We start from the raw sequence: 21,508 nt of genomic DNA, 5'->3' as shown, positions 1-21,508 counted from the left end.
CCAGGCGCGGATCAGCCAAGTTCACGTAACGGCGCACAAATTCCGGTGCGTTCGGGTCTTGCGGGGCGAGGGCCATGTTGCGTTTGACTCCAGGAGTAGCTGCCGACGCCTCGCGTCGGCATTGGGTTCGTTGGTTTCGTTTAACTTGTTGTTGATGTTCAGCGTGTCAGTGCCACGTTGGCCGGCGTGCCAGCGTCGGCTGCTTCGCCCACGGTCACCGCAACGGGCTCGTAAGGCAGCACGCCATTGAGCACTTTGTGGGCTCTCGCAAAGTCGACGTCTTTTTCCCACGCGGCCACGACTAGGGTCGCGACGCAGTTGCCCAGCAGGTTGGTGACCGCCCGTGCAATGCCCACGAACCAGTCGACCGGCAGAATCAGCACGAGGCCAATGACCGGGATGGCGGGAATGGCGGTGAGCGTCGCCGCCAGAATCACGATGGCCGAACCCGGAATGCCATGCGCACCCTTGGACGTCAGCAGCGAGACGAGGATGACGAGGATCAGGTCATGGATGGACAGCGGGGTGTTGGTCGCCTGTGCAATGAAGATGACCGCGAGCGTAAGGTAGATGGAGAAGCCATCGAGGTTGAAGGAGTAACCCGTAGGGATCACCAGGCCGACCGTGGATTTCTTGATGCCCATCCACTCGAGCTTGCGCATGATCTGGGGCAGCACCGCATCTGACGACGCCGTGCCCAACACGATGGATAACTCTTCACGGAAGTATTTGATGAACTTGAAGATGTTGAAACCCGCCAGACGCAATACGGTGCCCAGTACCACGGTGACGAAGACGAAGCAGCTCACGTAGAACACGAGCACGAGCATGCCAAGCTGCTTGAGCGACGACGCGCCATATTTGCCGGTGGTAAACGCCACGGCACCCAATACGCCCAGCGGCGCGAGTCGGATGATGAACGCCATCACTCGGAAGAAGACGTGGCTCAGGTCTTCGATGAAGCGCGCGACCGGACGCCCACGCTCACCAAGGGCGGCCAACGCACAGCCAAACATGACGGAGAAGACGAGAATCTGCAGGATGTCGCCCTTGGCAAACGCGTCGAAAACGGTGTCAGGGATGATTTTCAACAGGAAACCCGCCGTGTCTTTCAATCCCTTGGCATGCTCGGTGTACGCCGCCATCGCGCTCGGATTGAGGCTGCGAACGTCGATGTTCATGCCCACGCCCGGATGCGTCGCCCAAGCCAGCAGAGCACCAATGATCAGCGCGAAGGTGGTGATGACTTCGAAGTACAAGACGGCCTTGACGCCAACCCGGCCGACTTTGCGCAAATCACCCGCACTCGCCATGCCACTGACCACCACGCAGAAGACGATCGGTCCAATGACCATCTTGATGAGCTTCAGAAAGCCATCGCCCAACGGGCTCAATGACTCTCCCAAGTGCGGAAACCAAATGCCAAGCGCCACGCCAACGATCAGCGCAATGACGACTCGGCCAAACAACGAACGAAACAGCTTGGGCATGGTTTGTCTCCTCTGCCTGCAAAATCACTCTCTCGGATTTCGCAATCTCTACGCCTGACGGACTGCGCTCTCTGGGGGCTAATGTTCTCTACCGCAACCACATTTCGAATCAACACCCATCCATGTATCCAGACAAGTCATACCGGTCTGACCAGTGGTGTTATGGAGAATATTAGAAAGCCAATATGGTGGGGTCAAGACGTGTTTTCTGAGGGGATTCCCTAGGGCAGGGCGATGCCCCACGCAGCTTGGGCCAGGGGCGGCGATTCGCTCGTATTCGCCGGTTTTGTTGGGCGAATCCTCTGCAGTTTGTGTGAACTTCGCTTTGGGACGGGCGGTCGCACTTGCGTAGGGTGCACTGCCTCGACGCCCGGTGAAAGCCGCAAGGCAGTGTGCGCAGATCCCGCAATTTGTGCAGAAATAGGGGGGGCGCCATGCGAATGAAGGACACAGTGGTATTGGTTACCGGCAGTGCTCAGGGCATCGGACGCGCCATCGCGATCCGTCTCGCGCAGGAGGGCGCACGCATCGTGGTGGAAGATCGGCAGCACAACGCGATGGCCGAACAGACGCTCGACGCGGTGCGCGCGGCCGGTAGCGACGGCTGCGTGATCGCGGGAGATGTGGGTGTCGCCGCGGACGACCGCGCGGTGATTGCGCAAGCCGTCGAGGCCATGGGACGGGTCGATGTTCTGGTCAATAACGCGGGCGTGGAGCGGCGGGCGCCCTTTCTGGATGTCACGGAAGCGGACTACGACCTGGTGATGAATGTGAACCTGAAGGGGGCTTTCTTTCTCACGCAGGCGTTTGTGCGGCACCTGCGCGACACGAAGCGCGGCGGGCGCATCGTCAACGTCAGCTCGGTTCATGAGGAGCTGCCGTTTCCGCATTTCACCAGTTACTGCGCCAGCAAGGGCGGCCTGAAGATGATGATGCGCAATCTCGCGATCGAACTCGCCCCGCTCGGCATTGCGGTCAACAACGTCGCGCCCGGCGCGGTCGGCACCGCGATCAATCATCAGCTCCTCGCCAATAAGACGGAGCGCGACGCGCTGATCGCCAACATCCCCCTCGGGCGTCTCGCCGATCCGAGCGAAGTCGCCAACGCCGTGCTGTTCCTCGCCTCGCCGGACGCCAGTTATGTCACGGGCACTACGCTGTTCGTCGACGGCGGCCTGCTCTGGCGTTACGCGGAGCAATGACGATGACGGACACCGTAGAACGCTCGCTGGCCGCCGGCGGCATGACGCCGGACGTCGCACATTCGGCACCGTCTGACGTGCTCACTCCCGCCGATCGCTATCAGCAGTTGTTTGTCGACGTGCAGACGCAGCGCATTTTTCCCGACAGCAAGACGTTCGTGGACTGCGTGCCCACGCTGGCTCCGGACGAGATCCTGCGCCGCTATCGCGACGACGTCGCGAAACCCGGCTTCGACCTTGCGCGCTTCGTGGCGTCGTATTTCACCCTCGAACGCCCACCCGCCAGTCACTATGTCTCTGACCCAGGCCAGGGGCTCGTCGAGCATATCGACGGACTCTGGGATGTCCTCACGCGCTTGCCCGAAGCGCACCCGGCCTACAGCTCGCTGTTGCCACTCCCCCGGCCATATGTGGTGCCGGGCGGACGCTTCCACGAGCTTTATTACTGGGACTCGTATTTCACGATGCTTGGCCTGGCTTGTAGCGCCCGCCACGACTTGCTGGTGAGCATGGCCGATAATTTTTCTTTTCTCATCGACACTTACGGCCACATCCCGAACGGCAATCGCACTTATTACCTGAGCCGCTCGCAGCCGCCGATGTATGGACTGATGGTGGCGCTGTTCGAGTCGCACGGCGTGGCACGGGCGATCCGGTATCTGCCCCATTTGCGTCGCGAGTACGACTTCTGGATGGACGGGGAGGCGTCGCTCGCCCCCGGCGATGCCTATCGCCATGTCGTGTGCCTGCCCGACGGCTCACGCCTCAATCGCTACTGGGACGAACGCGATACACCGCGCGACGAAGGTTATCTGGAAGATGTGAATACGGCGCTTCATGCGCCGGATCGTCCCGCTGCGCAGGTGTATCGCGATCTGCGCGCCGGCGCAGCCTCGGGCTGGGACTTCAGTTCGCGCTGGCTGGACGACGTTACCAACCTCGGTTCGATCCGCACGACCGCCTTCGTGCCCGTGGACCTGAATAGCTTCCTGTTCGCTTCTGAAGTGCAGATTTCCGGGCTGAGCGAGGCCAATGGCGACACGGAAAACGCCCGAGCCTTTGCCGTGCGTGCGCAAGCCCGGCGCGAGGCGATGACGCGCTATCTCTGGTGCGACGATGAGGGCGCATTCCTCGATTACGATTGGCAACGCAGTGAGCCGCACCGGCGGTTGTCGGCCGCGCTCGCCACGCCACTCTTTGTTGGATTGGCCTCGCGTGAGCAAGCACGCCGCTCGGCGCAGACGATCGAGGATCGTCTCATGGCACCGGGAGGGCTGCGCACGACGCAGGCGTCGAGCCTGCAGCAATGGGATCCGCCGAATGGCTGGGCGCCGCTGCAATGGATCGCCATTCACGGGCTTCGTCAGTACGGCGAGCAACGGCTGGCGAACGATATCGCCCACCGCTGGCTCTCGACGGTCAGTGCGCTCTATGCTCGCGAAAGCAAGCTTGTCGAGAAGTATTCGCTGCATGCGAGCGATGCAACGTCGGCAAGCGGTGGGGGAGGCGGGGAGTACCCGCTTCAGGATGGCTTCGGCTGGACCAATGGGGTCGTGCGTCGCCTCCTCGGCGATCATCCCGAACACCCCGCCCACCAGGCGACGGCGCAAGGCCGCGCGCGCGGGGGCACGCGTCGATAGCGCCTGCCCCGCGCCCGTGCGCCGGGCGAACGGAAAGTCCCCACGCCGCGTGGGTTTGCTCGCGCGTTGCCGGCTGAGCGCCTGGGGAGATATTTGGCGTCGTACAATGCGAGATACGTATACCCGCATTCCCTGTGAGGCCTCATGAAGCATTCGGCGCATGCCGTAACCGACGCCGCCGTCGCCATCATCCGCGAGCGCATCGAACGTCAGGTCTATCCGGCCGGCGCGATGCTCCCGTCACAACGCCAACTCGCCGAAGAGCTGACGATCAGTCGCGCCTCGCTGCGTGAGGCCCTGTCGACGCTCGAAGCGCTCGGCATGGTCGCGATCCGCCCCGGTAAAGGCGTTTATGTGAACGACGCGTCGGCGCGCCTGGGCGTCGCCTGGCGCTTCGCCGACCAGATCTCGCTCGCCGACACGTATCAGTTGCGCTATGCGCTCGAAGGCTTCTCCGCCCGCCTCGCCGCCCACGCGGCGAGTCATGGCGAGATCGAGTGGCTCACGGACAACGTGGAAGCGATGAAGGTCGCACTGGTCGACGGCGACGTCGATACGGCCGCCCAACTGGACTTTGCCTTCCACCTGCGCATCGTGGGACTCGCCGGAAACGGGGCCATCGCCGATATTCTGCGCGGCAGCACGGAGATTGTGATGGAAAGCCAGCGTTTGCCGTTCTATCAGCGCGAACTGGTGCTCTCCACCTATCATGAACATCTGGAGATCCTCGACGCCCTGCGCCGCCGCGATGGCGCCGTCGCCGGGGCCGCAATGGAGCGCCATATCGTGCTGGCGGCCCAGCGGGCGGGCATCCATTTCCCTATCCCCTCTGCGTATCCGTCCCCGAACAGCCTCACCCCCAGGGAGAACGCAGAGCGTACTGGTGTTCCACATGTTCAGCTTTGAGATGATTGGGATTTGCGCTATACTTTGAAGGTTTTAGTCATTTAACCCTCACCCTAGCGCCTACCCGCCTGACATCTCGTCCGTAGCCCGAGCCTCCGCTGTGCGCATATTCCGCGCAATTCCGGTGCCCGCGCAAGTGTCATCGCGAGCGGACGATGGGGCTGGCAGCCGGGGTGAAACCTCCAGGAGTTTCCCGTGCTGCCGTCATTCCCACCCGCCATTCTCGCGCTCGCTGACGGCACGGTCTTTCGTGGGTACGCCATCGGCGCTGCCGGTCACACCATCGGTGAAGTGGTTTTCAATACCGCCATCACCGGCTATCAGGAAATCCTCACCGACCCCAGCTATGCGCGTCAGATCGTCACGTTGACGTATCCGCACATTGGCAATACGGGCGTCAACGGTGAAGACGTCGAAGCCACGAAAGTCCATGCCGCAGGCCTGATCATCAAGGATCTGCCGATCCTCGAGTCGAATTTCCGCGCCGACAAGACGCTGTCGCAATATCTGAAGGACGAGGGCGTTGTCGCGATCGCCGGTATCGACACGCGCCGCCTCACCCGTATTCTGCGCGAGAAGGGCGCCCAGAACGGCTGCATCCTCGCCGGAGAAGGTGCTGACGCGGCCAAGGCCATTGCGCTTGCCCAATCGTTCCCGGGCCTCGCCGGAATGGACCTTGCCAAGGTCGTCTCGACCACGGAGCCGTATTCTTGGACGGAAACGGAGTGGCGCCTGGGCGAAGGCTACGGTGAACAGAAGGATCCGAAATTCCATGTGGTCGCACTGGACTACGGCGTCAAGCGCAACATCCTGCGCATGCTCGCCCAGCGCGGTTGCAAGGTCACGGTGCTGCCGGCGCAAAGCTCGGCCGACGACGTATTCGCGCTGAACCCGGACGGTGTCTTCCTCTCGAACGGCCCCGGCGACCCGGAGCCTTGCGATTACGCCATCGCCGCCACGAAGACGTTCCTCGAGCGCCGCATCCCGACCTTCGGTATCTGCCTCGGCCACCAGATCATGGGTCTCGCCGTCGGCGCGAAAACGCTGAAGATGAAGACCGGTCACCACGGCGCCAACCACCCGGTCAAGGACCTCGCGACCGGCCGTGTGGTCATCACGTCGCAAAACCATGGCTTCGCCGTGGATGCCAATAGCCTGCCGGCCAACGCGCGCGTCTCGCACGTGTCGCTGTTCGATGGCACGCTGCAAGGCTTCGAGCTGACGGATCGCCCGGCATTTTGCTTCCAGGGACACCCGGAAGCCTCGCCCGGCCCGCACGACATCGGCTATCTGTTCGACCGCTTCGTGCAGTCGATGGTCGACGCGAAGCAGCCCGCGTAAGGCCTGGCACGACGAGATACGGATAAGGGAACGCTCAACATGCTCGGAAACTCGATCGGCATCGTCAATCTCTGGACCTACCTGGCCGGGGTGGTGGTGATCATTCTGCTGCCAGGACCGAACTCGCTCTATGTGCTGTCGGTGGCAGCGCAGCGCGGTGTTCGCCAGGGCTACGCAGGCGCATGCGGCGTGTTCCTCGGCGACACGATCCTCATGACCCTGTCGGCCGCCGGCGTGGCGTCGCTGCTGCATGCGCAGCCGGCGCTTTTCTTCGTGGTGAAGTATCTCGGCGCCGCCTATCTTTGCTGGATGGGCGTGAACATGCTGCGCGGCGCCATCGCCAACGCGCGGGCCGCACGAGCCAACGCCGGGACGGCAGTCGCCGCGCCCAAGCCAGTCGACGCGGATCACCCGTTCAAGCGGGCGCTGTTCATCAGCCTGCTCAACCCGAAGGCGATCCTGTTCTGCGTGTCGTTTTTCATCCAGTTCGTCGATCCGGGCTATGCCCACCCCGCCGTGTCGTTTGCGGTGCTGGGCGCGATCGTGCAGATCTGCAGTTTCCTGTACCTGAGCACGCTGATCCTGGCCGGTTACCGCCTGGCCGAGCACTTCCGGCAACGTCGCCGGTTGAGCGCCGGGGCAACCGGCGGCGTGGGCGCGCTGTTCGTCGGCTTCGGTGTGAAGCTCGCGAGCGCGACGCTGAGTTAAATTTTTGTTGAGAACGTTATGCCAAAGCGCACAGACATCAAGAGCATCCTCATCATCGGCGCCGGTCCGATCATCATCGGTCAGGCATGCGAATTCGACTATTCCGGCGCACAGGCCTGCAAGGCGCTGCGCGAGGAAGGCTTCAAGGTCATCCTGATCAACAGCAATCCCGCCACGATCATGACCGACCCGGATACGGCCGATGTGACCTACATCGAACCGATTACCTGGGAAGTCGTCGAGCGCATCATCGCCAAGGAACGCCCGGATGCCATCCTGCCGACCATGGGGGGCCAGACCGCGCTGAACTGCGCGCTCGACCTGCACAAGCATGGCGTGCTCGATAAGTACAAGGTCGAGCTGATCGGCGCGTCGCCGGAAGCCATCGACAAGGCCGAAGACCGCCTGAAATTCAAGGACGCGATGACCAAGATCGGTCTCGGGTCGGCCAAGTCGGGCATCGCCCATTCCATGGAAGATGCGCTCGCCGTGCAGGCGCAGATCATGGCCGAGATCGGCGGCAGCGGTTATCCGATGGTGATCCGTCCGTCGTTCACGCTCGGCGGCTCGGGCGGCGGCATCGCCTACAACCGCGAAGAGTTCGAAGAGATCTGCAAGCGCGGTCTCGACCTCTCGCCCACGCGCGAACTGCTCATCGAAGAGTCGCTGCTGGGCTGGAAGGAGTACGAGATGGAAGTCGTGCGCGACCGTGCCGACAACTGCATCATCGTCTGCTCGATCGAGAACCTCGACCCGATGGGCGTGCACACCGGCGATTCGATCACCGTGGCACCTGCCCAGACGTTGACCGATAAGGAATACCAACTGCTGCGTAACGCGTCGCTGGCCGTGCTGCGCGAAATCGGCGTGGAGACGGGCGGCTCGAACGTCCAGTTCTCGATCAACCCGAAGGACGGCCGCATGGTCGTCATCGAAATGAACCCGCGCGTGTCGCGCTCTTCGGCTCTGGCATCGAAGGCGACCGGCTTCCCGATCGCCAAGATCGCCGCCAAGCTGGCCGTCGGCTACACGCTCGACGAACTGCGCAACGAGATCACCGGCGGTGCGACACCGGCCTCGTTCGAGCCGACCATCGACTATGTCGTGACCAAGGTGCCGCGCTTTGCCTTCGAGAAGTTCCGCGAAGCCGACGCGCGCCTGACCACGCAGATGAAGTCGGTCGGCGAAGTGATGGCCATGGGTCGCACGTTCCAGGAATCGTTCCAGAAGGCCATGCGTGGCCTGGAAGTCGGTGTGGACGGTCTGGACGAAAAATCGACCGACCGCGACGAGATCGTGGCCGAGATCGGCGAGCCGGGCCCCGACCGCATTTGGTACGTGGGCGACGCGTTCCGTCTGGGCATGAGCCTGGACGAGGTGTACGCCGAGACGGCCATCGACCCATGGTTCCTCGCTCAGCTCGAAGCCATCGTCAAGAAGGAACAGGCGTTGGCCGGCCGAACGCTGGAGAGCCTGTCGACCGACGAGCTGCGTTTCCTCAAGCAAAGCGGCTTCTCGGATCGCCGCCTCGCCAAGCTGCTCGGCACCGACCAGACGGCCGTGCGCCAAGCCCGTATCGCACAAAAGGTGCGCCCGGTCTACAAGCGCGTGGACACCTGCGCCGCCGAATTCTCGACCGACACGGCCTACATGTACTCGACCTATGAGGAAGAGTGCGAAGCCCAGCCGACCAACAAGAAGAAGGTCATGGTGCTGGGCGGTGGTCCGAACCGTATCGGCCAGGGGATCGAGTTCGATTACTGCTGCGTGCACGCGGCGCTCGCACTGCGTGAAGACGGCTACGAGACCATCATGGTCAACTGCAACCCGGAAACGGTGTCGACGGACTACGACACGTCGGATCGTCTGTACTTCGAACCGGTGACGCTGGAAGACGTGCTCGAAATCGTCGACCTCGAAAAGCCGGTCGGCGTGATCGTGCAGTACGGCGGTCAGACCCCGCTCAAGCTCGCCCTCGATCTCGAAGCGAACGGTGTGCCCATCGTCGGCACCAGCCCCGACATGATCGACGCGGCCGAAGACCGCGAGCGCTTCCAGAAGCTGTTGCAGGACCTGGGCCTGCGCCAGCCGCCGAACCGCACGGCACGCGCCGAGGACGAAGCGCTCAAGCTCGCCGCCGAGATCGGCTATCCGCTGGTGGTGCGTCCCTCGTATGTGCTGGGTGGGCGTGCGATGGAAATCGTCCACGAGCCGCGTGACCTCGAGCGCTACATGCGCGAAGCCGTCAAGGTCAGTCACGACAGCCCGGTGCTGCTCGATCGCTTCCTCGACGACGCCATCGAGTGTGACGTCGACTGCATCTCCGACGGCACGGACGTCTACATCGGCGGCGTGATGGAGCACATCGAACAGGCTGGCGTCCACTCGGGCGACTCGGCTTGCTCGCTGCCCCCGTACACGCTCTCGGCGCCGACTGTGGCCGAACTCAAGCGTCAGACGGCCGCCATGGCCCGCGCCCTCAACGTGATCGGCCTGATGAATGTGCAGTTCGCGATTCAGCAGGGCAACGGGGTCGACACGATCTACGTGCTCGAAGTGAATCCGCGCGCCTCGCGTACGGTGCCCTACGTATCGAAGGCGACCGGCCGTCAACTGGCCAAGATCGCCGCGCGTGCCATGGTCGGTCAGTCGCTCAAGTCGCAAAACGTGACGAGCGAAGTCGTGCCGCCGTATTTCAGCGTCAAGGAAGCCGTGTTCCCGTTCGTGAAGTTCCCGGGCGTCGACCCGGTGCTTGGACCGGAAATGCGCTCGACGGGCGAAGTGATGGGCGTGGGCCGCACGTTTGGCGAGGCGCTCTTCAAGTCGCAACTGGCGGCGGGCTCGCGTCTGCCGGCCTCGGGCACGGTGCTGCTCACGGTGAAGGACGCGGACAAGCCGCGCGCGGTTGAAGTGGCCCGCATGCTGCACGCGCTGGGTTACCCGATCGTGGCCACGCGTGGCACCGCCGCCGCTATCGACGCGGCCGGCATCCCGGTGCGCGTGGTCAACAAGGTGAAGGACGGCCGTCCGCACATTGTCGACATGATCAAGAACGGCGAGATCGCGCTGGTGTTCACCACGGTGGACGAGACGCGCACGGCGATTGCCGATTCCCGCTCGATCCGCATGTCGGCGCAAGCGCACAAGGTTACGTACTACACGACGATCTCGGGTGCCCGTGCCGCCGTGGAAGGCCTGAAGTATCTGCAGAATCTCGAGGTCTACGATCTGCAGGGCCTGCACGCCTTGCTGCCGGCCTGATTGCGCAAGGCCTGAGCGGTTACGCTGCAAGAAATGGCGCGCTCGGCAGGGAACCGATCCCCGTCGGACGCGCCAAATGGTGCATAGGTGTTGCGATATCGTGCAGCCGGCCCTGCGCTTGGCAGCCTCGACAACTCTGCTACACTAACGCCACATAGGTGTCACAGCCGCGGTCAAGCGGCGTTCGCAAACCAGTGCGAATGCGGCTTTGCTGCGGCAATTTTTTTGTCTTTCGGAACAACGCGTATGAGTACCATTCCTCTGACCAAGCGGGGCGCCGAGCTGCTCAAAGAAGAGCTGCACCGCCTGAAGACCGTCGAACGTCCGGCCGTGATCACTGCGATTGCTGAAGCCCGTGCGCAGGGCGATCTGTCGGAAAATGCGGAATACGACGCCGCCAAGGAAAAGCAGGGCTTTATCGAGGGGCGTATCGCCGATCTCGAATCCAAGCTCTCCGCCGCGCAGATCATCGACCCGTCGTTGCTCGACGCCGAGGGGCGCGTGGTGTTTGCCGCCACCGTCGAACTCGAAGACCTCGACAACGGCGGCACGGTGCTGTACCAGATCGTCGGCGACGACGAAGCCGATCTGGAACACGGCAAGATCTCGGTGAGTTCGCCGATCGCACGTGCCCTCATTGGCAAGTACGCTGGCGATGTGGCCGAAGTGCAGGCCCCGAGCGGCGTGCGTGAGTACGAGATCATCGATGTCCGCTACGTCTGACGTGACGTCCCCCAGCGGCGCGCCGCGGCTGGAACGGCTGTTCCGCCTGATCGCGACCCTCTGGTGCGGTAGTCAGTGGGCGATCGGCTATGTCGTGGCGCCCACGCTCTTCGCAGTGCTGGAATCGCGCACCATGGCCGGAACGGTCGCCGGTCGCCTGTTTCACACGCAAGCCTGGATAAGTCTCGCCTGCGGCGTGCTGTTGGTCTGGCTGGCGACGGCGCTGATCGCGCGTGCGGGCGACGCCCAAGCGGCACGCAGCTATCGCGGACTGCGGTGGCTGGCGGTGGCGATGATGGTCTGTGTGCTGATTGCCTCGTTCGGCCTCCAGCCGTTGATGGCGGATCTGCGCGCACAGGCGGAGGCGGCGGGCGTGGAGATCGGCCAGTCGGCGTTTGCTGCACGTTTTGGCATGCTTCACGGTATTTCGAGCGGCATCTACCTGCTGCAAAGCCTGTTCGGCTTGGCGCTGATCTGGCGTCAGCCGGTGCGTGGCTGAGTGTCGCAGGGGGGGCTGCGACGCTGGCTTCGCAGCCAATCCGATCGCGGCATCCATAAAAAAACGCGCCTGTTGTCCGGGCGCGTTTTTTCGAGAACTGGCGGCGGTGTGCCGTTCGCTCAGTCGTTGCGTTGGCGCTTGACGCTGGTCTGGCGCTTTTTGGCCTTCTTGACGATGCCGCCAGCGGTCATGCGTTCGTTGCCGCGAACGGTCACTTTCTTGACGGTCGGACGGCGTCCCGCGTTGGTGCTGGTCTTGACGACCGTGACAGTGCGCGGGGCACGGCCCTTGACCGTCGCACCCGTACCGCCGGTCCGGGAGCGAACCGGCGCTTCCGTTTCGTCCGGCGTCGGGCGGTACAGAACAAGCAGCTTGCCGATGTGTTGTACCGGCGCTGCGCCGAGTTGATCGCAGATGGCTTCGTAGATGGCCACGCGTGCATCGCGTTCGTCGCCGAACACACGTACCTTGATCAGTTCGTGAGCCTTCAGGGCGCCGTCGATTTCCTTGAGCACCGCCGGCGTCAAGCCGTCGGCGCCAATCAGAACAACAGGATTCAGCGCATGGGCGGTGGAGCGCAAGTCGGCGCGTTGCGCCGGGGTCAGGGTCAGGGCGGGCATAGAGGACAGACGAGACAAACGAGTTAGGATGCACCCGTACGCGGCGGCCGGCGCACCTGCAAATACCAGAGGCCGGCTCGCGCATTTTGGGCGCGCAAGGGCCTATTATCCTGCAAAATCGCAGCGTTTTTGAAGAATTATGGCAAAAAACCGTTTCAGCCACGCCTGGCTGCACGATCACATCAACGATCCCTACGTCAAAATGGCGCAGCGTGAGGGCTATCGTGCCCGCGCGGCCTACAAACTCAAGGAGATCGACGAGCAGGACCGGCTGATCAAGCCCGGTCAGGTCATTGTCGACCTGGGCGCGACGCCCGGGAGCTGGAGTCAGTACGCGCGCAACAAGCTCGCGGGCGGCAAGCGCACGGAAGGGGGTATCGACGGCACGATCATCGCGCTGGACATCCTGCCGATGGCGCCGATCGCCGACGTCACCTTCCTGCAGGGTGACTTCCGCGAGGACAGCGTGCTCGTGCAGCTCGAAGAAATCCTCGCCGGACGCAAAGTCGACCTTGTAGTTTCCGATATGGCCCCCAACTTGTCGGGGGTAGCGTCTGCCGATGCAGCGCGGATCGAGCATTTGTGCGATCTGGCGATGGATTTTGCTCAGCGACACCTGAAACCGGAGGGTGCATTGCTGGTCAAATGTTTTCACGGCAGTGGCTACAGCCAGATTGTCGAAAAATTCAAGCACCAGTTCAAAACCGTGGCGCCGCGCAAGCCAAAGGCGTCCCGAGATAAATCTTCCGAAACGTTCATTTTGGGACGAGGATTGAAAAATCCGGCTTGATGCCCGTCAAACCAGCGCTCTGGCGCTATGGCGGCGGTAAAGAATCACTATGGCGGTGCGCCTGCGAGTGGATTAGAATGAATTCCTGGCGCGAAGCGATTTCATGAAGGAGCAACGCTTTGAACAATAATATGTTTTCCAAAGCGGCGGTGTGGTTGGTCATCGCGCTGGTCTTGTTTACTGTGTTTAAACAGTTCGACAAGCCGCACGTCCAGGAAGGCGTGACGTACTCCCAGTTCATGGACGATGCCAAGAATGGCAAGGTCAAGAACGTGATAGTGCAGGGTCGCAGCCTTCAGGTGACGCCCAGCGACGGCCAGAAATACACCATCGTGTCGCCCGGCGACATCTGGATGGTGGGCGATCTCATGAAGTATGGCGTTCAAGTTTCGGGCAAAGCCGATGACGAACCGAACGCGCTCATGTCCGTGCTCTACTACCTCGGACCCACGTTGCTGATCATCGGCTTCTGGTTCTACATGATGCGGCAGATGCAGGGCGGGGGTAAGGGCGGTGCCTTTTCCTTCGGTAAATCCCGCGCGCGCCTCATCGACGAGAATGCCAATCCCGTGACCTTTGCCGACGTCGCCGGTTGCGACGAAGCCAAATACGAAGTTGGCGAGTTGGTCGACTTCCTGAAAGACCCTCAGAAATTCCAGAAGCTCGGTGGTCGTATTCCGCGCGGTGTGCTGCTCGTCGGCCCGCCGGGGACCGGTAAGACACTGCTTGCCCGCGCGATCGCGGGCGAGGCCAAGGTGCCGTTCTTCAGCATTTCGGGTTCCGACTTCGTGGAAATGTTCGTCGGCGTCGGCGCGGCCCGCGTTCGCGACATGTTTGAAAACGCGAAGAAGCAATCGCCCTGTATCGTGTTCATCGACGAAATCGATGCGGTCGGCCGCCATCGTGGCGCCGGCATGGGCGGCGGTAACGACGAACGCGAGCAAACGCTGAACCAGATGCTCGTCGAGATGGATGGCTTCGAAGCCAACTCGGGCGTGATCGTGATCGCCGCGACGAACCGGTCGGACGTGCTCGACAAGGCGCTGCTGCGCCCGGGCCGCTTCGACCGTCAGGTCTACGTCGGTCTGCCGGATATCCGTGGCCGTGAGCAGATCCTGAAGGTGCACCTGCGCAAGGTGCCGATTTCGAACGACGTCGATGCGTCGGTCATCGCGCGCGGAACGCCGGGCATGTCGGGCGCCGATCTGGCGAACCTCGTGAACGAAGCCGCCCTGTTCGCGGCGCGCCGTAACAAGCGCATCGTCGAAATGCTCGACTTCGAAGACGCGAAGGACAAGATCTTCATGGGCCCGGAGCGCAAGTCGGCAGTGATGCGCGACGAAGAGCGACGTGCCACGGCGTACCACGAGTCGGGCCACGCGGTGGTGGCGATGCTGCTGCCGGAAGCCGACCCGGTGCACAAGGTGACGATTATCCCGCGGGGTTGGGCACTTGGCCTGACGATGCAGTTGCCGGAGCACGACAAGTACTCGGAGTATCGCGATACGATGCTCACGCAGATCGCCATCCTGTTTGGCGGCCGTGCGGCTGAGGAAGTGTTCATCAACAAGATGTCGACGGGCGCTTCGAACGATTTCGAGCGTGCCACCAAGCTGGCTCGCGACATGGTGACCCGCTACGGGATGTCGGACGCGCTGGGACCGATGGTCTATGTCGACACGGAGCAGGATTCCATGTTCGGCCGGATGTCCGCCAAGTCGGTCTCGGAGGCCACGCAGCAGAAGGTCGACGGGGAAGTTCGCCGCATTCTCGACGAGCAATACGCGCTGGCCCGGAAGCTGCTGGAAGACAACCGCGACAAGGTCGAGTCGATGACTCAGGCCCTGATGGAGTGGGAAACGATCGACGGCGAGCAGATCGGCGACATCATGGAAGGCCGTCCGCCGCGTCCGCCGAAGAACGGTCCGACCAACGGTGGCGCATCGGGTGGCAATCCGCCGCTCAAGCCCAGCAGCACTCCGGCGACCGTCTAAACACGCAAGCCCTGGTAGCTCCCAAAGCGCTGCCATCCCAGAAAGGCCGGCATTGCGCCGGCCTTTTTGCGTTTCGAGGCGATGACGCTGCCCGGTGCCGGGTATCGATGGCCGCTAACACGCGCCGGCCGCGAGGAAAATCGGTGTTACCGAGTGTTTCTATGGTCGATGTGGCAGGCGAATCCGGTAACATTACGGCCATGCAAAGCGTCCGGCATCCCTATTCCCGGGCGCGCGGATCCGGTCCCGGTCAACGGACCGCTAAACTGGTTTTACTGAGCTGAGCGTCCGAATGTCCTCCGAGTCGTCGCAATCCCTGCCTTCCATGTCCCCCGTCGAAACCGATGCCACTGACGCCGCCGACATCGTCGCGTCCGGCGTGGCACCCGGTGCCCCGGACAAGCCCGCCACGCTGGCATTCGGCCCGCGCTTTCAGCTCGATGCCCACCGGGTGCACGTTATGGGTATCCTGAACGTGACGCCCGACTCATTTTCCGACGGCGGCAAGTTTGTCGCGCGCGACGCCGCCCTGCGCCATGCCGAGCAGTTGATTGCCGACGGCGTCGACATTCTCGATATCGGCGGGGAATCGACCCGTCCGGGCGCTGAAGCGTTGTCGGAAGCCGCCGAACTGGACCGCGTCGTGCCGATTGTCGAAGCGTTGCGCGACTGTGGCGTACCGCTTTCGGTGGATACCTATAAGCCGGGCGTGATGCGCGCGGTGCTCGCGGCCGGCGCGGACATGATCAACGACATCTGGGGGTTCCAGCAGCCCGGTGCCATCGACGCGGTGCGCGAAAGCGAAGCGGCACTGTGCGTCATGCACATGCTGCACGACCCGAAGACCATGCAGGACGCACCGATCTACACCGACGTTGTCACAGAGGTCGCCGCCTTCCTCGACGGCCGGGTGGACGCGCTGCTCTCGGCCGGCGTTGCGCCGTCGCGTCTGTACCTCGACCCGGGATTCGGCTTCGGCAAGAATCTCGCCCATAATCTCGCACTGCTCAAACACTTGCGTGTGTTGTCGCGCGATGGATTGCCGTTACTCGTCGGCATGTCGCGAAAGCGGATGCTGGGCGAAATTACCGGGCGTCAGGCGCCATTGGAGCGACGGGTGGCCAGCGTCGCCGCAGCGATGTGTGCCGCGCAGCAGGGCGCGGCCATCGTGCGCGTGCACGACGTCGCCGAGACGGTCGATGCGCTCAAGGTCTGGCACGCCGTGCGCGACGCCGAATAACCCTGCCGCGGGCAACCCGCCGGAGGGCCCCAGCGCCGCAAGCCAATGGGGACCCAGCGGGGACGCGCGCCAGCGATAATGGCGGGGGCGGTGGCCCCCCACCGTCTGACCGCGGCACCTATAAAGATTGAACGACGCGCGCGTCCGGTCCCTCATCCGGCGCAGCGCCTCAACTGGGAACGATGCAACGATGAAACGACGCTATTTTGGAACCGATGGGATTCGCGGCACGGTGGGCGAAAGCCCGATCACGCCAGAGTTCGTGCTGCGACTCGGTTACGCCGCGGGTCGCGTGCTGGCCGGCAACCAAACGCTGGGCCGTCCGACGGTATTGATCGGCAAGGACACGCGTGTCTCCGGCTATATGCTCGAAGCCGCGCTGGAAGCCGGCTTTGCGGCAGCCGGCGTCGACACCATGATGGCGGGCCCGATGCCCACGCCCGCCGTAGCCTACCTCACGCGGGCGCTGCGCCTCGCGGCCGGGGTGGTGATCAGCGCGTCGCACAACCCGTACCACGACAACGGCATCAAATTCTTCTCGGCGGATGGTAACAAGCTGCCGGACCAGACCGAACTGGCCATCGAAGCCGAACTCGACAATCCGATGACCTGCGTGCGCTCCGAGCAACTCGGCAAGGCGCGTCGTCTGGACGATGCCGCAGGCCGCTACATCGAGTTCTGCAAGAGCACGTTCCCGAACGACTTCGACTTGCGCGGCATGAAGATCGTGGTCGATTGCGCCAACGGCGCCGCGTATCACATCGCGCCCCATGTGTTCCACGAGTTGGGCGCCGAGGTTATCGCGATCGGCAACCAGCCGAACGGTTTCAACATCAACGAGGACTGCGGGGCGACAGCGCCGGATGCGCTCATGCGCGCCGTGCGTGCGAATCACGCGGATCTCGGCGTGGCGCTCGATGGCGACGCTGACCGCCTGCAGATCGTCGACGGTGCGGGCCGTCTCTACAACGGCGACGAGCTGCTGTATCTGTTGGTGAAGGACCGCCTGGACAACGGAGGGGTGCCGGGTGCCGTGGGTACGTTGATGACCAATATGGCCGTCGAAGTCGCCCTCAAGGGCCTAGGGGTGCCATTCGTGCGCGCCAAGGTCGGCGACCGTTACGTGCTCGAGCAACTGCACAAGCACGGTTGGCAGATTGGCGCGGAGGGTTCCGGCCACATTTTGTGTCTGGACAAGCACACGACGGGCGACGGTATCATCTCGGCCCTGCAAGTGCTCGCGGCAATCCGTCGCGCGGGCAACCCGCCGCTGGCGAAACTGCTCGACGGCGTGCGTCTGTTCCCGCAGCAAATGATCAACGTCCGTACGCCGGCCGGCTACGACTGGCAGAGCGATGCGCGCCTGTCCGACGAGCGCACCGCCGTCGAGTCTCAATTGGGAGATACGGGGCGCGTGCTCATTCGCGCATCGGGCACCGAGCCCGTGCTGCGCGTGATGGTGGAAGCCCGCGAAGCCGCCCAAGCCACGTCCTTCGCCCAGCATCTGGCCGACGTCGTCAAATCGGCCGCCTGAGCGTTCACTGAACGCCCGGTCTGCCATCCCTCCTGGCAGGGCCGTGCCCCCCCGAGTGAGGCGGCACGGCAGACAACGCCGAATCCCCTCATCGAAGTCAATCCCCCGGGCGCAAGCGCCGGTCAACGCGTTGCCGCATACCTGCGTTTCAGGCTTCCCATCATGGCAATCGGTTCAACCCGATATTTCCATTTGTGACACGGTGGCCTAGGATGGTTAGACGGTTTGCACCCGTGTCACGGTGCTGACATGTGTCCCGAATTGGGTGTTTTGCGCGATGGCATGTGCTTGGAGATACCCTAAACCATTGCCAGACAAGGATTTTTGGCCGCCAACGAGAGGCGGGAGATGCGTCTGGCAACGTGACGATCCCGAGTCAACTTTATGACGCCGATGTTGTGAGCTTTCACACATGACACATGATTGTCACATTCGGACTCTATTCTTCGAGCCAACCACACGCTGTATCCACACCAACTCGGAGAAATCCATGAAGCTGATGAAGACTGCGATTGCCGGCATGGCTGGCATTCTGTTTGCCGCTGGCGCGATTGCGGGCGAAATTACGGGTGCAGGCAGCACGTTCGCCGCGCCGATCTACACGAAGTGGGCTGACGCCTACCAGAAGGCGACATCGAACAAGGTCAACTATCAGGGCATCGGTTCGTCGGGTGGCATCAAGCAAATCCAGGCCAAGACTGTCGATTTCGCAGGTTCGGACGCTCCGCTGACGGACGAAGAACTGGCCAAGCAAGGCCTGTTCCAGTTCCCGACGGTGGTCGGCGGCATCGTGCCGGTGGTCAACGTACCGGGCGTCAAGCCGGGCGAGCTGGTCCTGTCGGGCCCGGTGCTGGGCGACATCTATCTGGGCAAGATCAAGAAGTGGAACGATCCGGCCATCGCCAAGCTGAACCCGAAGGTCAAGCTGCCGGATACCGATATCGCCGTGGTTCGCCGCGCCGACGGGTCGGGCACGAGCTTCGTGTTCACGAACTATCTGTCGAAGGTCAACGCCGAGTGGAAGAGCAAGGTTGGCGAAGGCACCACGGTGAACTGGCCGACGGGTACGGGCGGCAAGGGTAACGACGGCGTCGCCGCTTTCGTGCAACGCCTGCCGGGCGCGATCGGTTATGTCGAGTCGGCCTACGCCACGCAAAACAAGCTGACGTACACGGCACTGACGAACGCCGACGGCAAGACCGTCGAGCCGACCACGGAAACGTTCGCTGCGGCAGCTGCCAAGGCCGAATGGTCGAAGACGTTCTACCAGATCCTGACCAACGAGAAGGGCGACAAGTCGTGGCCGATCGTGGCTGCCACCTTCGTGCTGGTGCACCAGAAGGCTGACGCCGGCAAGGAAGCGCAAGGCGCCGACGTGCTGAAGTTCTTCGACTGGTCGTTCAAGAATGGCGAGAAGACCGCCAAGGAACTGGACTACATCCCGCTGCCGGAAGCGGTGCTGAAGCAAATCCGTGCAGGTTGGAAGGCGAAGGTTGCCGAGTCGGCCCACAAGGCCGGCATCTAAAGCAGCCTTGCTGGCCCCGGGCAATGCACGGTTGCATTGCCCGGGGCCTCAACCCGGCATTATCCGCGCCGCCTGTTCCGAAGCCCGACCTCTGATCTGGCAACGGCAGGCGGCGCGCTCACGCTGAGACGACATCATGGCAGAAGCCACCCGACCCCTCGCAACAGCAGGCGCGCAGCGCGCTCCGTCTTCCGTTGGCGACATTCTTTTCGCGCTGCTCACCCGCGCGGCCGCCCTCATTACGCTGCTCTTGCTCGGTGGCATCATCGTGTCGCTGATGTACAGCGCACTGCCGTCGATTCAGAAATTTGGCTTCGCCTTCCTGTGGACGAAGGAATGGGATCCGCCCGCCGAGCACTTCGGCGCGCTCGTGCCGATCTACGGCACACTCGTCACGTCGCTCATCGCGCTCATCATCGCGGTGCCGGTCAGCTTCGGCATTGCGCTGTTCTTGACTGAACTCTCGCCCGTATGGCTGCGCCGCCCGCTCGGTACGGCCATCGAGCTGCTCGCCGCTATCCCGAGCATTGTCTACGGGATGTGGGGCCTGCTGATCTTCGCCCCGATCTTCAGCCAGTACTTCCAGAAGCCGCTGCAGACGCTGCTCGGCAACGTTCCGGTCATCGGTGCACTGTTCCAGGGGCCGCCGCTGGGCATCGGTATCCTGCCCGCCGGTGTGATCCTCGCGATCATGATCATTCCGTACATCGCCTCGGTCATGCGCGACGTGTTCGAAGTCACGCCCGTGCTCCTCAAGGAGTCGGCCTACGGCATTGGCTGCACCACCTGGGAGGTGATGTGGCGCGTGGTGCTGCCCTTCACGAAGACGGGGGTGATCGGTGGCGTCATGTTGGGGCTGGGCCGCGCGCTTGGCGAGACCATGGCCGTCACCTTCGTGATCGGCAACACGAATCTGCTCGACAACGTATCGCTCTATTCGCCGGGCAACAGCATTACCTCGGCGCTCGCCAACGAGTTCGCCGAAGCCGGCCCGGGGCTGCATACGGCCGCCCTGATGGAGCTCGGCCTGATTCTGTTCTTCATCACCTTTGTGGTGCTGGCGCTGTCCAAGCTCATGCTGCTGCGCCTTGAGAAAAGCGAAGGTAAATAATGACTCAACAAGCGCTCGAACTGGAAACCCCAGCCGTGAAGCCGACCGACGCCGTGACCCGCGTGCGGCTGCAAGCTTACCGCCGCCGCAAGAACATTTTTGCGATCGCGATGTCGCTCGCGGCCATGGCCTTCGGCCTGATCTGGCTGCTGTGGATTCTCTACACCACGCTCTCGCTGGGCATCGGCGGTCTGTCGCTGTCGCTGTTCACCGAAATGACGCCGCCGCCGAACACCGCCGGCGGGGGGCTCGCCAATGCCATCGCGGGCAGTGTCGTGATGGTCGGTGTGGCCACGTTCCTCGGCACGCCGCTGGGTATTCTGGCCGGGGTCTACCTGGCCGAGTACGGTCAGAAGTCGTGGCTCGCGAGCCTCACCCGCTTCATCAACGACATTCTGCTCTCGGCGCCGTCGATCGTGATCGGCCTGTTCGTGTACGCGCTGGTCGTGGCACAGATGGGGCACTTCTCGGCGTGGGCCGGCATTGTGTCGCTCGCGCTGCTGCAGATCCCGATCGTGATCCGCACGACCGAGAACATGCTCAAGCTCGTGCCGAACAACTTGCGTGAGGCCGCGTTTGCCCTGGGCACGCCGAAGTGGCGCATCATCGTCAAGATTACGCTGAAGGCGTCGATCGCCGGTATCGTGACAGGCGTGCTGCTCGCCGTGGCGCGTATCGCGGGCGAGACGGCGCCGCTGCTGTTCACGGCGCTGTCGAACCAGTTCTGGTCGATGAACCTGAATCAGCCGATGGCCAACCTGCCGGTCACGATCTTCAAATTTGCCATGAGCCCGTTTGCGGAGTGGCAGTCGCTCGCCTGGGCGGGCGTGTTCATCATCACCCTCGGGGTGCTGCTGCTGAACATCCTGGCGCGCACGCTGTTTGCCAAGAAGTAAGCGGCAACGCGAGACGACACAACGCGAC

Annotated in this window: 17 protein-coding genes; 15 read left to right on the top strand and 2 right to left on the bottom strand. The window is 63.0% G+C overall.

Annotated features, from left to right (window positions below; all coding sequences use genetic code 11):
- Positions 1 to 158: 158 nt before the first annotated feature.
- Complete coding sequence (locus PCE31107_RS21555; protein WP_150610607.1) at positions 159 to 1,490, bottom strand: C4-dicarboxylate transporter DctA; 1,332 nt, start codon at positions 1,488 to 1,490, stop codon at positions 159 to 161.
- Between the two features lie 434 nt (positions 1,491 to 1,924).
- Here PCE31107_RS21555 and PCE31107_RS21550 point away from each other — a divergent pair, with 434 nt between their 5' ends.
- The 8 genes from PCE31107_RS21550 to PCE31107_RS21515 all read left to right on the top strand — a co-directional run bounded on the left by PCE31107_RS21550 (position 1,925) and on the right by PCE31107_RS21515 (position 11,770).
- Positions 1,925 to 2,692, top strand: coding sequence for an SDR family NAD(P)-dependent oxidoreductase (locus PCE31107_RS21550; protein WP_150610606.1), 768 nt, complete (start codon positions 1,925 to 1,927; stop codon positions 2,690 to 2,692).
- Complete coding sequence (gene treF, locus PCE31107_RS21545) at positions 2,689 to 4,332, top strand: alpha,alpha-trehalase TreF (protein WP_150610605.1); 1,644 nt, start codon at positions 2,689 to 2,691, stop codon at positions 4,330 to 4,332. Before PCE31107_RS21550 ends, treF begins: the two co-directional genes overlap by 4 nt.
- Positions 4,333 to 4,476: 144 nt before the next feature.
- Positions 4,477 to 5,238 (top strand): FadR/GntR family transcriptional regulator, encoded by a 762-nt coding sequence (locus tag PCE31107_RS21540; RefSeq protein ID WP_150610604.1) that lies wholly within the window; start codon positions 4,477 to 4,479, stop codon positions 5,236 to 5,238.
- A gap of 195 nt (positions 5,239 to 5,433) precedes the next feature.
- The gene (gene carA / locus PCE31107_RS21535; protein ID WP_130026485.1) at positions 5,434 to 6,579 is read left to right on the top strand and encodes a glutamine-hydrolyzing carbamoyl-phosphate synthase small subunit; all 1,146 of its coding nucleotides are present in this window, start codon (positions 5,434 to 5,436) and stop codon (positions 6,577 to 6,579) included.
- Between the two features lie 39 nt (positions 6,580 to 6,618).
- Entirely contained in the window at positions 6,619 to 7,287 is a 669-nt protein-coding gene (gene leuE, locus PCE31107_RS21530) for a leucine efflux protein LeuE (protein ID WP_150610603.1), read from the top strand.
- A gap of 18 nt (positions 7,288 to 7,305) precedes the next feature.
- A complete protein-coding gene (gene carB, locus PCE31107_RS21525) occupies positions 7,306 to 10,548 on the top strand; it encodes a carbamoyl-phosphate synthase large subunit (protein ID WP_150610602.1) in 3,243 nt (1,080 codons plus the stop codon).
- A 246-nt stretch (positions 10,549 to 10,794) separates the two neighbouring features.
- Positions 10,795 to 11,271: a transcription elongation factor GreA gene (gene greA, locus PCE31107_RS21520; RefSeq protein WP_017231907.1), complete on the top strand. Its 477-nt coding sequence runs from the start codon at positions 10,795 to 10,797 to the stop codon at positions 11,269 to 11,271.
- Complete coding sequence (locus tag PCE31107_RS21515) at positions 11,255 to 11,770, top strand: DUF4149 domain-containing protein (RefSeq protein WP_150610601.1); 516 nt, start codon at positions 11,255 to 11,257, stop codon at positions 11,768 to 11,770. The genes greA and PCE31107_RS21515 overlap by 17 nt, the downstream gene beginning before the upstream one ends.
- A gap of 119 nt (positions 11,771 to 11,889) precedes the next feature.
- Here PCE31107_RS21515 and yhbY read toward each other — a convergent pair whose 3' ends face one another.
- Positions 11,890 to 12,390 (bottom strand): ribosome assembly RNA-binding protein YhbY, encoded by a 501-nt coding sequence (gene yhbY, locus PCE31107_RS21510; protein ID WP_017231905.1) that lies wholly within the window; start codon positions 12,388 to 12,390, stop codon positions 11,890 to 11,892.
- A gap of 139 nt (positions 12,391 to 12,529) precedes the next feature.
- Between yhbY and PCE31107_RS21505 the strand changes: the two genes are divergently transcribed.
- From PCE31107_RS21505 to pstA, 7 genes are all read left to right on the top strand, one after another.
- A complete protein-coding gene (locus tag PCE31107_RS21505; RefSeq protein WP_017231904.1) occupies positions 12,530 to 13,180 on the top strand; it encodes an RlmE family RNA methyltransferase in 651 nt (216 codons plus the stop codon).
- A gap of 119 nt (positions 13,181 to 13,299) precedes the next feature.
- Positions 13,300 to 15,174: an ATP-dependent zinc metalloprotease FtsH gene (gene ftsH, locus PCE31107_RS21500; RefSeq protein WP_130026481.1), complete on the top strand. Its 1,875-nt coding sequence runs from the start codon at positions 13,300 to 13,302 to the stop codon at positions 15,172 to 15,174.
- Positions 15,175 to 15,634: 460 nt separating this feature from the next.
- Positions 15,635 to 16,414, top strand: a complete 780-nt coding sequence (gene folP / locus PCE31107_RS21495) for a dihydropteroate synthase (protein WP_246181930.1) — start codon at positions 15,635 to 15,637, stop codon at positions 16,412 to 16,414.
- A gap of 190 nt (positions 16,415 to 16,604) precedes the next feature.
- Positions 16,605 to 17,948: a phosphoglucosamine mutase gene (glmM, locus tag PCE31107_RS21490; RefSeq protein WP_130026480.1), complete on the top strand. Its 1,344-nt coding sequence runs from the start codon at positions 16,605 to 16,607 to the stop codon at positions 17,946 to 17,948.
- Between the two features lie 490 nt (positions 17,949 to 18,438).
- Positions 18,439 to 19,473: a phosphate ABC transporter substrate-binding protein PstS gene (gene pstS, locus PCE31107_RS21485; RefSeq protein WP_130026479.1), complete on the top strand. Its 1,035-nt coding sequence runs from the start codon at positions 18,439 to 18,441 to the stop codon at positions 19,471 to 19,473.
- A gap of 136 nt (positions 19,474 to 19,609) precedes the next feature.
- Positions 19,610 to 20,584 carry a phosphate ABC transporter permease PstC gene (gene pstC, locus PCE31107_RS21480; protein WP_130026478.1) on the top strand — a complete coding sequence of 325 codons (975 nt, stop codon included), beginning with the start codon at positions 19,610 to 19,612 and terminating at the stop codon, positions 20,582 to 20,584.
- Entirely contained in the window at positions 20,584 to 21,480 is an 897-nt protein-coding gene (pstA, locus tag PCE31107_RS21475; protein WP_017231898.1) for a phosphate ABC transporter permease PstA, read from the top strand. Before pstC ends, pstA begins: the two co-directional genes overlap by 1 nt.
- Positions 21,481 to 21,508: the final 28 nt, after the last annotated feature.

The sequence above is a fragment of the Pandoraea cepalis genome, assembly GCF_902459625.1.
Taxonomy (GTDB): Bacteria; Pseudomonadota; Gammaproteobacteria; order Burkholderiales; family Burkholderiaceae; genus Pandoraea; species Pandoraea cepalis.
This window is presented reverse-complemented; position numbering and strand designations above follow the sequence as displayed.

Bases quoted from the DNA above. Each gene is read 5' to 3' on its own strand.
- folP (WP_246181930.1), top strand. From the start codon at position 15,635: ATGGGTATCCTGAACGTGACGCCCGACTCATTTTCCGACGGCGGCAAG.
- PCE31107_RS21540 (WP_150610604.1), top strand. From the start codon at position 4,477: ATGAAGCATTCGGCGCATGCCGTAACCGACGCCGCCGTCGCCATCATC.
- yhbY (WP_017231905.1), bottom strand. From the start codon at position 12,390: ATGCCCGCCCTGACCCTGACCCCGGCGCAACGCGCCGACTTGCGCTCC.
- pstC (WP_130026478.1), top strand. From the start codon at position 19,610: ATGGCAGAAGCCACCCGACCCCTCGCAACAGCAGGCGCGCAGCGCGCT.
- carB (WP_150610602.1), top strand. From the start codon at position 7,306: ATGCCAAAGCGCACAGACATCAAGAGCATCCTCATCATCGGCGCCGGT.
- PCE31107_RS21515 (WP_150610601.1), top strand. From the start codon at position 11,255: ATGTCCGCTACGTCTGACGTGACGTCCCCCAGCGGCGCGCCGCGGCTG.
- PCE31107_RS21505 (WP_017231904.1), top strand. From the start codon at position 12,530: ATGGCAAAAAACCGTTTCAGCCACGCCTGGCTGCACGATCACATCAAC.
- glmM (WP_130026480.1), top strand. From the start codon at position 16,605: ATGAAACGACGCTATTTTGGAACCGATGGGATTCGCGGCACGGTGGGC.
- treF (WP_150610605.1), top strand. From the start codon at position 2,689: ATGACGATGACGGACACCGTAGAACGCTCGCTGGCCGCCGGCGGCATG.
- PCE31107_RS21550 (WP_150610606.1), top strand. From the start codon at position 1,925: ATGCGAATGAAGGACACAGTGGTATTGGTTACCGGCAGTGCTCAGGGC.
- leuE (WP_150610603.1), top strand. From the start codon at position 6,619: ATGCTCGGAAACTCGATCGGCATCGTCAATCTCTGGACCTACCTGGCC.
- greA (WP_017231907.1), top strand. From the start codon at position 10,795: ATGAGTACCATTCCTCTGACCAAGCGGGGCGCCGAGCTGCTCAAAGAA.
- PCE31107_RS21555 (WP_150610607.1), bottom strand. From the start codon at position 1,490: ATGCCCAAGCTGTTTCGTTCGTTGTTTGGCCGAGTCGTCATTGCGCTG.
- pstS (WP_130026479.1), top strand. From the start codon at position 18,439: ATGAAGCTGATGAAGACTGCGATTGCCGGCATGGCTGGCATTCTGTTT.
- pstA (WP_017231898.1), top strand. From the start codon at position 20,584: ATGACTCAACAAGCGCTCGAACTGGAAACCCCAGCCGTGAAGCCGACC.